This is a genomic window from Pseudomonas sp. FBCC-B35, from assembly GCF_059133755.1.
The window spans coordinates 1,941,545-1,954,869 of record NZ_CP101439.1 but is presented as its reverse complement, the minus strand read 5'-3'; the positions used below and the strand labels follow the sequence as shown (position 1 = coordinate 1,954,869).

Here is a 13,325-nt window from a genome sequence, read left to right as displayed (position 1 = left end):
TCCAAAGGAATGTTCCATGCTTCGCTCCGCCCTCGCCCTGCTCCTGGCCTGCGCCCTACCCGCCTTTGCCCTGGCCGACGCCGGCAAACCGCTGCGTATCGGCATCACCCTGCACCCTTACTACAGCTATGTGAGCAACATCGTTGGCGACAAAGCCGAGGTGGTGCCGTTGATTCCGGCTGGCTTCAACCCGCATGCCTACGAGCCTCGCGCCGAGGACATCAAGCGCATCGGCACGCTCGATGTGGTCGTGCTCAACGGCGTCGGTCATGACGACTTCGCCGACCGCATGATCGCGGCCAGCGAAAAACCGAACATCGCCACCATCGAATCGAACCAGAACGTGCCTCTGCTCGCGGCAACCGGCATTGCCGCACGCGGCGCTGGTAAGGTCGTCAATCCGCATACATTCCTGTCCATCAGCACCACCATTGCGCAGGTCAATAACATTGCCCGGGAGCTGGGCAAGCTGGACCCGGAAAACGCGAAACTCTACACGCAAAATGCGCGGGCCTATGCCAAGCGTCTGCGTGCCCTGCGTGCAGAGGCCTTGGCCAAGGTGAGCCAAGCGCCTGGTGCCACCTTCCGGGTGGCCACGATCCACGCTGCCTACGATTATCTGGTGCGTGATTTTGGCCTGGAAGTCACCGCCGTGGTGGAGCCTGCCCACGGCATCGAGCCCAGTCCCGCTCAGCTGAAGAAAACCATCGACCAACTCAAAGCGCTGGATGTGCGCGTCATCTTCTCGGAAATGGACTTCCCCTCGGCCTATGTGGAAACGATCCAGCGTGAATCCGGCGTGCGCTTGTACCCGTTGACGCATATTTCCTACGGCGAATACACCAAGGACAAGTATGAGGTCGAAATGAAGCGCAACCTCGACACAGTGGTGCGCGCCATCGAGGAGAACCGCGCATGACCGCCGCCACTCAGGTGCTGCCGGTTTGTGGACCTCGCATCGAGTTCGAGGCGGTCAACCTCGAACTGGGCCGTACGCGCATTCTCGAACAGGTCAGTTTCAGCGTCGCGGCCGGCTCGGTGCATGCCATCGTCGGACCCAATGGGGGCGGCAAGAGCTCGCTGATCAAGACACTGCTGGGGCAGATGCCTCATCAGGGCCGATTGGCCATGCACTGGCCCAGCGAGCGGGAGGTGATCGGCTACGTGCCTCAGGCGCTGGAGTTCGACCGCGGCTTGCCCATGACCGTGGACGACTTCATGGCTGCCATGTGCCAGCGCCAGCCCGCCTTCCTAGGGTTGTCCAAGCGTGTCCAGCCGGCCATCGAGGCGGCCCTGACCCACGTCGGCATGCTCGACAAGCGCAAGCGGCGCATGGGGGCACTGTCGGGCGGTGAGCGTCAGCGGGTGCTACTGGCGCAAGGGCTGATTCCCGAACCGCAACTACTAGTACTGGACGAACCCATGTCGGCACTGGACGAAGCGGGTATTCGTGTGTTCGAGCACTTGCTGGCCAGCTGGCGTCGCTCCGGCACCACTGTCTTGTGGATCGAGCATGACCTTGAAGCCGTGCTGCGGCTGGCTGACCGGGTAACCGGCCTGAGCCGCCGCGTGCTGTTCGATGCACCGCCTGCCCAGGCTCTCACCCCTGAGCGTCTGCTCGGGCTGTTCTCCGTCCATCCGCGCAGCGAGAGCCTTGCCTGATGAGTTTCGAATCCTTCCGTGAACTGGTGCAGCAGTGGGCCGTTCAAGGCTACTTGCCCGAGGCGCTGGCCTACGGCTTCGTCGTCAATGCGCTGCTGGCAGGGTTGATGATCGGGCCGGTGCTCGGTGGCCTTGGTACATTGGTGGTGGTCAAGCGCTTTGCCTTCTTCTCCGAAGCGGTCGGCCATGCGGCGCTGACTGGCGTGGCCATCGGCATCCTGTTGGGCGAACCCTATACCGGGCCTTACGGCAGCCTGTTCGGCTATTGCCTGCTGTTCGGCATCCTGCTGAATTTCCTGCGCAACCGCACCGGCTTGTCGCCCGACACGCTGATTGGCGTGTTCCTGTCGGTGTCATTGGCGCTGGGCGCCAGCCTGCTGCTGATGCTGGCCGGCAGGATCAACGTGCACATTCTGGAAAACGTGCTGTTCGGTTCGGTGTTGACCGTCAGCGGTCAGGACCTGGTCGTGTTGGGAATCGTCGCCGTGCTGGTGCTGGCCTTGGCGCTGCCGCTGTACAACCGCATCATGCTGGCCAGCTTCAATCCGCAACTGGCTGCTGTACGCGGGGTGGCGGTCAAAACCCTGGACTACCTGTTCGTGGTGCTGGTGACCTTGGTCACGGTGGCCGCGGTCAAAGTAATCGGTGCGATTCTGGTGGGCGCGTTACTGGTCATCCCCGCGGCTGCCGCGCGCCTGGTCAGCCAGTCATTGAAAGGCTTTTTCTTCATCTCGGTGTTCATCGCTACCCTGAGCACCCTGTTCGGCATTCTGCTGCCCATTGTCTTCGACCTGCCTGTACCGTCCGGCGCCGCGATCATTCTGGTCGCTGGCCTCTGCTTCGCCCTGGCCGCCCTGGCCCGCGCGCTCGTCCCACGTCTGCAAGGAAACCCGGCATGAACCTCAAACGCCTGTGTCTGGCCGTCGCCCTTACCAGCCTGCCGTCCCTGGCCTCGGCCACCCAGGTGCTGACCACCCTGCCGGTGACCCACAGCCTGGCCAACACCTTGCTCGAAGGCACTTCGGTTGAGCTCAAACGCGCTGCGCCGGCGAATTTGCCCGCCAGCCGCCAGCCGTCATATTTCAGTGGTCGTGGCGAAGCCAGCCTGCACAAGGCGGCCCAGCAGGCTGACGCTGTGATCGGCGTGCGTTCGATCTGGCGAGACGATCCGCTTTATCCGGTGGCGCGGCGCAGCAATATCCGCATCGTGGAAATCGACGCCGCTCGCCCCGTCGATGGTGCATTGCCAGGCATCGCCGTGACGGGGGCTGATGCCTACGCCGGCTACCCATGGCTCAGCCCCACCAACCTGGGCCGCATGGCCGATGTCGTGGCCAATGATCTGGAGCGGCTGTCACCTGCGGACAAGGCACGCATAAAAACCAACCTTGCCGGCTTCAAGCAGCAAGTGTTGGCGCTGGCCGCCGATAGCCAGACGCGTCTGGCCAAGGTGGAAAACCTGACAACCGTCAGCCTTTCGGAGCGGCTGGGTTACTTGGCCAGCGGATTGAACCTGGACCTGGTGGACCAGCCGCTGCCCACCGAGTGGGATGCCGCTGCGCTCAAAGCCTTGGCCGACAACCTCAAAAACCAGGACGTGGCCCTGGTCCTGGATCATCGGCAACCAGAGGCCGCCGTGGCGCAGGTCATCAAAGACAGCGGCGCGAAGCTGGTTGTCGTGCAGAGCGATACCGACGACACGCTGGCAGGCTTGAAGAGCAGCGTTGATCTGATCGTCGAGGCATTAGGCCAAGGCTGAAGGGGTAGCGCAGTACCTGTGTGGAGCATAAGGGCCGAATAAGAAGAGCAGACCCGCACTTACTCAACGACTCATACACTGCTCATAGCGCCCATCCACCCGATCGGCAAACCAGGCAGTGGTCAGCTTGCGGGTGATCTTCGGGCTCTTGAGCTCGATGCCCGGCAGCACGGCCCGCGGCAATGCACGGCCGGCCCTGGCATCGGCCAGGGCAAACACCTCCCGGTACAGCCGAGTCTCTTCGAAATCCAGTTCGGTGCCCTGCTCCAGCTGACTGCGAATCTGCGGGTTGCGCAGGCCCAACTGCCGACCCAGCTGACGTGCTGCCCTTTCTGTGGTGCCGGGCATGATCGACCCAGGCGCAATCAGGTCACCGTCCAGCGCCAGATCTATCCCGGTGACCTGGCTGAGCGCCGCCTGAAACGCCGCATTACGGCTGGCGTACCAGCCAGCGTTGAAGTCAGCGAACCGATAGAGCTGACGCTCGTAGTTGGCGGGATAGCCCAATAGATGCGCAATCCCGAAATACAGGCCACCGCGGCGCGTGAACACTTCCTGGCGCACGCTACCCTCGCGTGCGTAGGGATAGGCTTGCGCGTGTTTCTCGGCAAAATCGATGCTCACCTGCATCGGGCCGCCGGTATGTACCGGGTTGAGCCCCCCCAGCAAGGTACGGCCCAATGGCACCCGCGCGATCACCTCATCATACAGTTCGCTCAATTGCTTCTCGGTGCGCACTGCCTGCAAGCGCTGTGCGTAGGTCTTGCCATTGCCAGACGGGGTTTTCAGCGCGCCGTCGACCAGCATTCTGGGCACATGCACACGGGCAGCCCGCCGATTGATTTCCTCGCGCGCGATACGGCCCAACTGGGGCACCTGGGGGTCGGCGTTGAAGGTGGACTCCTGCTCGGTCACAGCCAGTACCGCGCACAGGTTTCGCTTTGAAGGCTCGATACCTTGGGCCTGGAACGCCTTCTGGATATCAGCGGCCCAGCCGGCCCGGTCGCCAGCCTTGGCGGGCAACAACCGCATCAGCTCGGCGTGCACCTGCGCAGGGTCGGCTTGGGGTACGGACGCTCGGCGCCCCGTACACCCTTGCAATACGGCCAGGGCCAGAACGGCTGCGGCCAGCATGCGCCCGTTCAGAGGTGGGCTCCTGCCAACGGGCGCGCAGAGGGATTGATCAGCATGGTCTGTCCTGGGGGTTCAAAGCCCCTAGCCTCGCCGACCGTGGGCGAGACGTCAATCAACCCGTCAGACGCAGCGGTTCCAACGCCCTGGTCAATGCCGCCAGGACGCCTGACTCGTGGTCATGGATGAAGAAGTGACCGCCAGGGAACACCTGCAGCGAAAACGAGCCCTGGGTTTCGTGCTGCCAGGCCCGTAGCTGCTCGTCGCTGGCCCGATCATCTTGGCCACCCAGTACGTGCAACGGGCAGCGAAGCGCGGGCCGCTGGCGATACGCGTAGGTCCCGCACAGCAGAAAGTCAGCGCGCAGGATCGGCAGTGTCAGGCTCATCAGTTCATCATTGGCAAGCACCTGCTCTGGCGTGCCTTGCAGCTCACGCAATTCATCGATCAGCTCAGTGTCGGACTTCGGCTCGCGCCAGCGCCTGCCGTCATAGTCTTCCCGGCGGGTAGGCGCAGCAGTGCCGCAGGCGAACAGCGCCAGCGGTGGCTGGCAACCAAGGGCCTGCAGTTCATGGGCCAGTTCGAAGGCCAGCAGCGCGCCCAGGCTGTGGCCGAGCAAGGCATAAGGCGTACTGGTCGCCAGGCGCTGCTCCTGGGCCAGCTGTCGGGCCAGCGCCTGCATGTCTGTGTGCAACGCCTCGGCCATGCGTGCGCCGCGGCCTGGCAATTCCACTGGCCTAACCTGCAACCACGCCGGTAGCGCGCGGCGCCACCGGCTGTACACCATCGCACTGGCCCCCGAATACGGCAGGCACAGGAGATTGATCACCGTCACTGTGCGCCAGCTTCAGCCATTTTCTGACGCAGGCTGAGCGGACGCATGTCGGTCCACACCTCATCGATGTAGGCCAGGCAGTCCTTTTTCAGCCCTGCTTTGCCCACCGCCCGCCAGCCCTCGGGGATCGCCTTGTATTCCGGCCAGATCGAATACTGTTCTTCGTGGTTGACCACGACCTGGAACTGGATGTCTTCACGGTCGAAAACTGAAGTCATGTTGCCTGCCTCCTTGAGTGGGATTGCCACTGCGCGCGCGGCGCAGGGGAACTCTCAAGTAGACGTGCAGGGAGTGGAAAAAATTAGGCGACCGGGCGATGCCGGGCCGGCCTGTGGATGTGGGGCCGGTTCGGTCAGGTATCGCGCAACAGGTCGTGGGTGTCGAGCAGGCGGAAGGCAACCTGCGGATTTCGTTCGAGCCCCTTGCGTATGGCCGCCGGTATGGCCTGGCGCGTCTTGCGGCACAACCCAGGCTGATCGTCCAGCTCGATGACGATCCCGCGCATGGTGCGCACTTCATGATGGCCCGGTGCGATATGCAGCCGGATGCCCAGGTTGTCATATAGCCGACGTTGCAGGCGATAGAGATCCTCGATGTCCTGAAGGTTCTCCAGGCGTTCGAGCAGGCGCTTTTCTTCCTGCCGGGTCAGCAGCAGGATGCGCCGAGCAGGCTCGCACTCGGTGGCCATCTGATCGCGACCGCAGATGCACGCACCGGGCGGACAAGGTTGGCGCAATGGTACAGAGTTGGTCATTGCCCAAGCATAGCCAGGATTGCGGCACCCGTGCTACGCCCGGTGGTGTCATGGCGCGACGCCCTCGACGATGATCACCTCGGCGCATGCCGCACCTTGGCGCAGGCCGCAGGCTTGCTGGTAAAGGTCGGATCGATAACAGGCCACGGCCTGGTCATAGGAGTCGAACTCGATCACCACGCTGCGTTGGGGCGTAGGCCGCCCTTCCAAGGCCTCACTGCGCCCTCCCCTGGCCAGAAAGTGCCCACCGTAGGCCTGGAAGGCTGCCGGGGCACGCTGAGTGTACTGCTGGTATTGAACCGGGTCGGTCACATCCACATGGGCAATCCAATAGGCCTTCATCCGCTTGTCTCCTGCGTGGGGGCTTTTGTGTATGATGGTATACCATAAACAATAACTCTCAGCACGAGCACTCGACATGCCTTTCAACAGCATCGATGAAATTCTCCAGGATTATCGGCAAGGCAAGATGGTCTTGTTGGTGGACGACGAAGATCGTGAGAACGAAGGCGACCTGCTGATCGCCGCCGAATACTGCGACGCACAGGCCATCAACTTCATGGCCAAGCAAGCCCGTGGCCTGATCTGCCTGACGCTGACGGATGAGCACTGCCAGCGCCTGGGCCTGGAACAGATGGTTCCGGCCAATGGCAGCATGTTCAGCACCGCCTTCACCGTCTCGATCGAGGCCGCGACCGGCGTCACCACGGGCATCTCCGCCGCCGATCGCGCACGCACCGTGGCAGCTGCCATGGCCGCCGATGCGCGCCCGGAAGACCTGGTGCAGCCTGGGCATATTTTCCCGTTGCGCGCCCGCGAAGGCGGTGTTCTCACCCGCGCAGGGCACACCGAGGCCGGCTGTGACCTGGCCCGCCTGGCAGGCTTGAGCCCGGCGTCGGTCATCGTCGAGGTGCTCAACGACGACGGCACCATGGCCCGTCGGCCCGAGCTTGAAGCCTTCGCGGCCCGCCACGGCATCAAGATCGGCACCATTGCCGACCTCATCCACTACCGGCTGAGCACCGAGCAGACCGTCAAGCGCATCGGGGAGCGTGAGCTGCCCACGGTGCATGGCACCTTCCGCCTGGTCACCTATGAGGACCGTATCGACGGCGGCGTGCACATGGCCATGGTCATGGGCCAACTGCGCCGTGAGACGCCTACGCTGGTGAGGGTGCACGTGATCGATCCGCTGCGCGACCTGGTCGGCGCCGAGTGGGCGGGCCCGGCCAACTGGACGTTGTGGGCGGCACTGCAGAAAGTGGCTGAGGAAGGCGCAGGCGTGGTCGTGATCCTGGCCAACCATGAGTCCTCCCAGGCGCTGCTCGAACGTGTGCCGCAATTGACCCAACCCCAGCGCCCCTACCGGCGCGGGCACTCGAAGGTGTATTCGGAGGTCGGCACTGGTGCGCAGATACTTCAAGACTTGGGCGTGGGCAAGCTTCGTCATTTGGGTCCGCCCTTGAAGTATGCAGGCTTGGCGGGCTACGAGCTGGAAGTGGTGCAGAGCGTACCGTTCGAGCCAATGGCTGGCTGATCGCGCAGCCTGCATGGCCATCGACCAAATGATGGCCGGTAGCCTGCTGCTACTTGCGAAAAGTTTGGAATACCATAATATGACATTCCGTAGACCTTGAATTTGTCTACCGCTGCTCCCTGAATACTGTTGGCGGGCGCACCACAAGCCCTGCCTCGAATAACAAAAAGCAACGAGGGCGTAATCATGCTGTTGAGCAAACGTGTAACCGCAGTGCTGTCGGCCAGCCTCCTGACATTGGCCTGCCAGGCCACTCAGGCGGCTGAGAGCCTGAATTTCGTAAGCTGGGGCGGAACGACCCAGGATGCTCAGAAACAAGCGTGGGCAGCCCCATTCAGCAAGGCTACCGGCATCAAGGTGGTGCAAGACGGCCCGACCGACTACGGCAAGCTCAAGGCCATGGTCGAAAGCGGCAACGTGCAGTGGGACGTGGTCGACGTCGAGGCTGACTTTGCCCTGCGTGCTGCCAGCGAAGGCCTGCTCGAACCTCTGGACTTTTCCCAGATCCAGCGCGACAAGATTGACCCGCGCTTCGTTTCCGATCATGGCGTGGGTTCGTTCTTCTTCTCCTTCGTGCTCGGCTACAACGAAGGCAAGCTCGGTGCCAGCAAGCCAACCGACTGGACCGCGCTGTTCGACACCAAGACCTACCCCGGCAAGCGCGCCCTCTACAAATGGCCAAGCCCAGGTGTGCTGGAACTGGCGCTGCTGGCCGATGGCGTAGCACCGGACAAGCTCTACCCGCTGGACCTGGATCGCGCCTTCAAGAAGCTCGACACCATCAAGCAGGACATCGTCTGGTGGGGCGGCGGTGCGCAGTCGCAACAGCTGCTGGCCTCCGGTGAAGCCTCCCTCGGCCAGTTCTGGAACGGCCGCGTCTACGCCCTGCAACAAGACGGCGCGCCTGTAGGGGTGAGCTGGAAACAGAACCTGGTCATGGCCGATTTCCTGGTCGTGCCCAAAGGCGCGAAGAACAAGGATGCGGCCATGAAGTTCCTGGCCAATGCCAGCAGCGCCGAAGGCCAGGCCGAGTTTGCAAACAAGACGGCCTACGCCCCGGTCAATACCGACAGCCTCGCCAAGCTGGACAAGGACCTGGCCCCGAACCTGCCGACTGCCTATGCGCAGGATCAGGTTACCCTGGACTTTGCCTACTGGGCCAAGAACGGCCAGGCCATTGCCGCCCGCTGGAATGAGTGGCTGGTCAAATGAAAGTCGCGATCAATGCCCTGCATAACGCCCAAGGTGCCCCTTCGGGCACCGGTGCTCCAGGGGCCGGGTCACGGCGCGCCTCCCTGAGCCAGCGCTGGAAGGGCAGCCGCAACCTGCTGCCAGCCCTGCTGTTCCTGGGCCTGTTTTTCTTCGCACCGTTGGTTGGCCTGTTACTGCGCGGCGTGCTCGAGCCCACGCCTGGCCTTGGCAACTATGAACAGCTGTTCGCCAACTCGGCCTATGCCCGGGTGTTGTTCAACACCTTTTCGGTGGCCGGGCTGGTAACGCTGATCAGCGTACTGCTGGGCTTTCCGCTGGCCTGGGCGATCACGCTAGTGCCCAAGGGCTGGGGCCGGTGGCTGCTGAACATCGTACTGCTGTCGATGTGGACCAGCTTGCTCGCACGCACTTACTCCTGGCTGGTGCTGCTTCAAAGCTCGGGGGTCATCAACAAAATGCTGATGGCCATTGGCATCATCGATAGCCCACTTGAGATGGTGCACAACCTCACAGGCGTGGTGATCGGCATGAGCTACATCATGATCCCGTTCATCGTGCTGCCGCTGCAGGCAACCATGCATGCCATCGACCCGATGGTGCTGCAGGCAGGCTCGGTGTGCGGTGCCAGCCCGTGGACCAATTTCTGGAAAGTGTTTCTGCCGCTGTGCCGGTCGGGGCTGTTCTCCGGGGCGTTGATGGTGTTCGTCATGTCGCTGGGGTACTACGTCACCCCGGCGCTACTGGGCGGGGCGCAGAACATGATGCTGCCTGAATTCATCATCCAGCAGGTGCAGTCGTTCCTCAATTGGGGCCTGGCCAGCGCGGCAGCCGCCTTGCTGGTGGTCATCACCCTGGTGCTGTTCTACCTGTACCTGAAGCTGCAGCCGGAATCCCCGGTTGGCACTGCGAGGTAAACCACATGCTCTTGTCTCCCAACGCCATGGGCCGGCCGCTTCGCACCGGCCTGTACTTGACCACCGGCGTGATTGCTGCCTTCCTGCTGCTGCCGGTGGTCTTCATCGTGCTACTGTCGTTCGGCTCATCCCAATGGCTGGTGTTTCCGCCGCCGGGCTGGACGTTCAAATGGTACGGGCAGTTTTTCTCCAACCCTGAGTGGATGGACGCGGCCCTGGCCAGCCTAAAGGTCGCCGTGCTCACCACCGTTGCGGCAGTGCTGCTGGGCCTGCCCACGGCCTTTGCCCTGGTACGGGGGCGCTTCCCGGGGCGCGAACTGCTGTACGGTTTGTTCACCATGCCCATGATCGTGCCCCTGGTGATCATCGCCGTGGCGGTATACGCCTTGTTCCTCAAGCTGGGCTACACCGGGACTTTGTTCGCCTTCGTGGTGAGCCACGTGATCGTCGCCCTGCCCTTCACCATCATCTCCATCATCAATTCCCTGAAGCTGTTCGACCAGTCAATCGAAGACGCCGCCGTCATCTGCGGCGCCTCGCGCCTGCAGGCCATCTTCAAGGTGACTTTCCCGGCCATCCGGCCTGGGATGATCGCCGGCGGGTTGTTCGCGTTTCTGGTGTCCTGGGACGAAGTGGTGCTGAGCGTGATGATGGCCAGCCCCGACCTGCAGACACTGCCGGTAAAGATGTGGACCACCCTGCGCCAGGACCTCAGCCCGGTAATCGCCGTGGCATCGACCTTGCTGATCGGTCTGTCGCTGCTTGTGATGTTCCTTGCCGCCGCCCTGCGCCGGCGTGCCGAAACCAACGCCTGAGCGCGCGGAGATTAACCCATGAGTGCAGTGATCCAAGACAACGCGCGTGGCAAGGCCCTGGTCAGCCTGCGCGGCCTGAACAAGCATTACGGCGACTTCACCGCCGTGGACAACCTGGACCTGGACATTCAGGAAGGCGAATTTCTGACCTTCCTGGGTTCCAGCGGCTCCGGCAAGTCCACCACCCTTTCGATGCTGGCTGGCTTCGAGACGCCCAGCAGCGGCCAGATACTCGTGGAGGGCCAATCGCTGGTCAACGTGCCGCCGCACAAGCGCGACATCGGCATGGTGTTCCAGCGCTATTCTCTGTTTCCGCACCTGAACGTGCGCGACAACATCGGCTTCCCCCTGGCCATTCGCAAGCTGGGTGCGGCTGAAACACGCAAGCGTGTCGATGCCATGCTCAAGCTGGTGCAACTGGAGCCCTTCGCGCACCGCAAGCCCTCGCAGATGTCTGGCGGGCAACAGCAACGCGTGGCCATCGCCAGGGCGCTGGTCTACGAGCCGCGCATCCTGCTGATGGACGAGCCGCTGGGTGCCCTGGACAAGAAGCTGCGTGAAGACCTGCAGGACGAATTACGCCAACTGCACCGGCGTCTTGGCATTACCATCGTCTACGTCACCCATGACCAGGAAGAGGCCATGCGCCTGTCCCAGCGCATCGCGATCTTCAGCCATGGCAAAATCGTGGGCCTTGGCAGTGGCTACGACTTGTATCAGAACCCGCCCAACGCGTTTGTCGCCTCGTTCCTGGGCAACTCCAACTTCCTGCGGATCAAGGCCAATGGCAACGGCGCCGGTAGCTTCGAAGGCCAGAGCGTGGCCATCCGCCTGACCCCAGGCCTGAGCCAGGACCAGGATGCCCTGATCATGGTGCGACCCGAGAAGGCCCTGGCCCTGACTGCTCAGCAAGCTGCCGAGCAACCTCTGCCTGCGGGCTGGAATGAAGTCAGCGCCACGGTCGGCGAGGTGTTGTTCCTGGGTGAAAGCCAAACCTGTCATGTGGTCACAGCAGGCGGTACATCGTTGACGGTCAAGGCGCTTTCGGCGGCAGGCATGCCGATGCAGCCAGGCGACACCGTCAAGGTACGCTGGGCCGTGGCCGATGCGTGTATCTATACCCAATGGGCAGAAAGTGACCTGAGCAAATCGGCCGGCGCTCACTGAGCCGAGGAGCTGACGCCACGTATCAGGCCGTGCGCTAATGCCTGCGCACGGCCGCCTTGTCATCACACTATCACGCCACTGTCTTACGCTCAGGCCATTCCCACCGTAAAGGTCCAATCGGCATGGCCCGCCTGTTCGCCCTCCTGTTGACCATGCTACCGGTGATGGCCTGGGCCGAGTCCGTGCCTCTGCGCATCCAGGGCTCCAACACGCTTGGCAGCGCCCTGTTACCGGCATTGGTACTGGCGCAACTGCGTGCTGAGCTCGCCACCCAGGTGCAGGTTCACCGCGGTCAGTCTGACAATGAGTCAGTGATCACGGCGACCCGCGCCGACGGCGTAGCCGTTCGGGTCGACATCGCGGCACATGGTACGAACACGGGCTTTTCTGCCTTGGCTCGTAACGAGGCCGACCTGGTCGCCGCCTCACGTCCGATCAATGACAGCGAAGCGCGGCAATTGCAGGCATTTGGTGACCTGCGGGCCCCTGCCGCCGAACATGTGATCGGATTGGACGGTGTCGCCATCCTCGTCAATCCTGCCAACCCGTTGCATGAGTTGTCCCTGGATCAAATTGCGCAGGTTTTCAGCGGGCAGATACAGCGCTGGGAGCAACTGGGAGTGGCCGGTGGCGACATCCACCTGTACGCCAGGGACGAACGCTCCGGGACGTTCGAAACGTTCAAAGCACGGGTGCTGGCGCCTGGGCAGGTCAGCCTGGCGCCGACAGCCACGCGTTTCGAAGCCGGCGATCGTCTGGCCGCCCAGGTAGCGGGTGATCGCCAGGCGATCGGATTCTCCGGCCTTTCGACCACACACGGGACGAAGGTGCTGGCAGTGGCCGAAGGCACCGCTGCGGCGCAGCTGCCCGAACGCGCCTTGGTGGCCAGCGAGAACTACCCCCTGTCACGTCGCCTGTTCCTGTATCTGCCCACTCCCTCAAGCCCTCAAGCCACCGCATTGATCGACTTCATCCAGAGCCCTGCTGGTCAGGCCATCGTGGCCGAACAAGGCTTTGTGTCACAACAGGTCTTGGCCCAGCGGGTGGTACCTGTTCCGGACATGCCCGCCCGGTATCGCGACCTCGTAGAGCACGCCCAGCGGCTGAGCGTGAATTTGCGCTTTCAACCGGGCAGTGCCGCCCTGGACAGCAAGGCCATCCAGGATGTGCAGCGGATCATCGATTACCTGAACCAGGCCAGCAAGCAGCAGCGCAAGGCTGTGCTGGTCGGCTTCGGCGACCCCAAGGACACACCGGGACGCGCGGCCCTGCTCTCGCGCCTGCGCGGCGAGGCGGTACGCCAGGCGCTGGCGCGCGGGGGTATCGAGGTGCTGGAGGTGGCGGGGTTAGGTGACCAGATGCCGGTGGCCGGTAACGAGCTGGAGCAAGGCCGATTGCGCAACCGTCGCGTCGAGGTCTGGGTCTATTGAGGCTTGCAGTACTGCACCAAGGCCTGAGCCGTCAGCGCATCGAAAGCCCTTCGCAAAAAAATGTAAGAGCTGCCCATTCGGCGTGCCCCACAAATGGATCTACGCTCAA

The 13,325-nt window shown here is 62.9% G+C and carries 15 protein-coding genes; 10 read left to right on the top strand and 5 right to left on the bottom strand.

Going from position 1 to position 13,325, the window contains the following annotated elements; all coding sequences use genetic code 11:
- Positions 1–16 precede the first annotated feature (16 nt).
- From NMB38_RS09000 to NMB38_RS08985, 4 genes are read left to right on the top strand one after another with little or no spacing between them, the layout of a single operon-like run.
- The gene (locus NMB38_RS09000) at positions 17–919 is read left to right on the top strand and encodes a metal ABC transporter substrate-binding protein (protein ID WP_027914696.1); all 903 of its coding nucleotides are present in this window, start codon (positions 17–19) and stop codon (positions 917–919) included.
- On the top strand, positions 916–1,662 hold the full coding sequence (locus NMB38_RS08995) for a metal ABC transporter ATP-binding protein (protein WP_027914695.1): 747 nt from the start codon (positions 916–918) through the stop codon (positions 1,660–1,662). The genes NMB38_RS09000 and NMB38_RS08995 overlap by 4 nt, the downstream gene beginning before the upstream one ends.
- Complete coding sequence (locus tag NMB38_RS08990) at positions 1,662–2,561, top strand: metal ABC transporter permease (RefSeq protein WP_027914694.1); 900 nt, start codon at positions 1,662–1,664, stop codon at positions 2,559–2,561. Before NMB38_RS08995 ends, NMB38_RS08990 begins: the two co-directional genes overlap by 1 nt.
- Positions 2,558–3,421, top strand: a complete 864-nt coding sequence (locus NMB38_RS08985) for a metal ABC transporter solute-binding protein, Zn/Mn family (RefSeq protein WP_028686980.1) — start codon at positions 2,558–2,560, stop codon at positions 3,419–3,421. Before NMB38_RS08990 ends, NMB38_RS08985 begins: the two co-directional genes overlap by 4 nt.
- Before the next feature lie 63 nt (positions 3,422–3,484).
- Here the strand turns inward: NMB38_RS08985 and NMB38_RS08980 are convergent, their stop codons facing one another.
- The 5 genes from NMB38_RS08980 to NMB38_RS08960 all read right to left on the bottom strand — a co-directional run bounded on the left by NMB38_RS08980 (position 3,485) and on the right by NMB38_RS08960 (position 6,483).
- A complete protein-coding gene (locus NMB38_RS08980; protein WP_286751245.1) occupies positions 3,485–4,555 on the bottom strand; it encodes a DUF1615 domain-containing protein in 1,071 nt (356 codons plus the stop codon).
- Between the two features lie 112 nt (positions 4,556–4,667).
- Positions 4,668–5,387, bottom strand: a complete 720-nt coding sequence (locus NMB38_RS08975) for a thioesterase II family protein (protein WP_104926081.1) — start codon at positions 5,385–5,387, stop codon at positions 4,668–4,670.
- Positions 5,384–5,605 carry an MbtH family protein gene (locus NMB38_RS08970; RefSeq protein WP_028686977.1) on the bottom strand — a complete coding sequence of 74 codons (222 nt, stop codon included), beginning with the start codon at positions 5,603–5,605 and terminating at the stop codon, positions 5,384–5,386. The genes NMB38_RS08975 and NMB38_RS08970 overlap by 4 nt, the downstream gene beginning before the upstream one ends.
- 134 nt (positions 5,606–5,739) lie before the next feature.
- The gene (locus NMB38_RS08965) at positions 5,740–6,141 is read right to left on the bottom strand and encodes a hypothetical protein (protein ID WP_345956811.1); all 402 of its coding nucleotides are present in this window, start codon (positions 6,139–6,141) and stop codon (positions 5,740–5,742) included.
- Between the two features lie 48 nt (positions 6,142–6,189).
- Complete coding sequence (locus tag NMB38_RS08960; protein WP_281211702.1) at positions 6,190–6,483, bottom strand: DUF1330 domain-containing protein; 294 nt, start codon at positions 6,481–6,483, stop codon at positions 6,190–6,192.
- Positions 6,484–6,559: 76 nt separating this feature from the next.
- Here NMB38_RS08960 and ribBA point away from each other — a divergent pair, with 76 nt between their 5' ends.
- From ribBA to NMB38_RS08930, 6 genes are all read left to right on the top strand, one after another.
- A complete protein-coding gene (gene ribBA, locus NMB38_RS08955) occupies positions 6,560–7,678 on the top strand; it encodes a bifunctional 3,4-dihydroxy-2-butanone-4-phosphate synthase/GTP cyclohydrolase II (protein WP_281211701.1) in 1,119 nt (372 codons plus the stop codon).
- 186 nt (positions 7,679–7,864) lie between these two features.
- Positions 7,865–8,890 (top strand): ABC transporter substrate-binding protein, encoded by a 1,026-nt coding sequence (locus tag NMB38_RS08950; protein ID WP_027914686.1) that lies wholly within the window; start codon positions 7,865–7,867, stop codon positions 8,888–8,890.
- Positions 8,887–9,804, top strand: coding sequence for an ABC transporter permease (locus NMB38_RS08945; protein ID WP_281211700.1), 918 nt, complete (start codon positions 8,887–8,889; stop codon positions 9,802–9,804). The genes NMB38_RS08950 and NMB38_RS08945 overlap by 4 nt, the downstream gene beginning before the upstream one ends.
- A 5-nt stretch (positions 9,805–9,809) precedes the next feature.
- Positions 9,810–10,619, top strand: a complete 810-nt coding sequence (locus tag NMB38_RS08940; protein WP_023536057.1) for an ABC transporter permease — start codon at positions 9,810–9,812, stop codon at positions 10,617–10,619.
- A gap of 18 nt (positions 10,620–10,637) precedes the next feature.
- Positions 10,638–11,786: an ABC transporter ATP-binding protein gene (locus tag NMB38_RS08935; protein ID WP_027914684.1), complete on the top strand. Its 1,149-nt coding sequence runs from the start codon at positions 10,638–10,640 to the stop codon at positions 11,784–11,786.
- A gap of 122 nt (positions 11,787–11,908) precedes the next feature.
- Positions 11,909–13,216 (top strand): substrate-binding domain-containing protein, encoded by a 1,308-nt coding sequence (locus tag NMB38_RS08930; protein ID WP_254286750.1) that lies wholly within the window; start codon positions 11,909–11,911, stop codon positions 13,214–13,216.
- Positions 13,217–13,325: the final 109 nt, after the last annotated feature.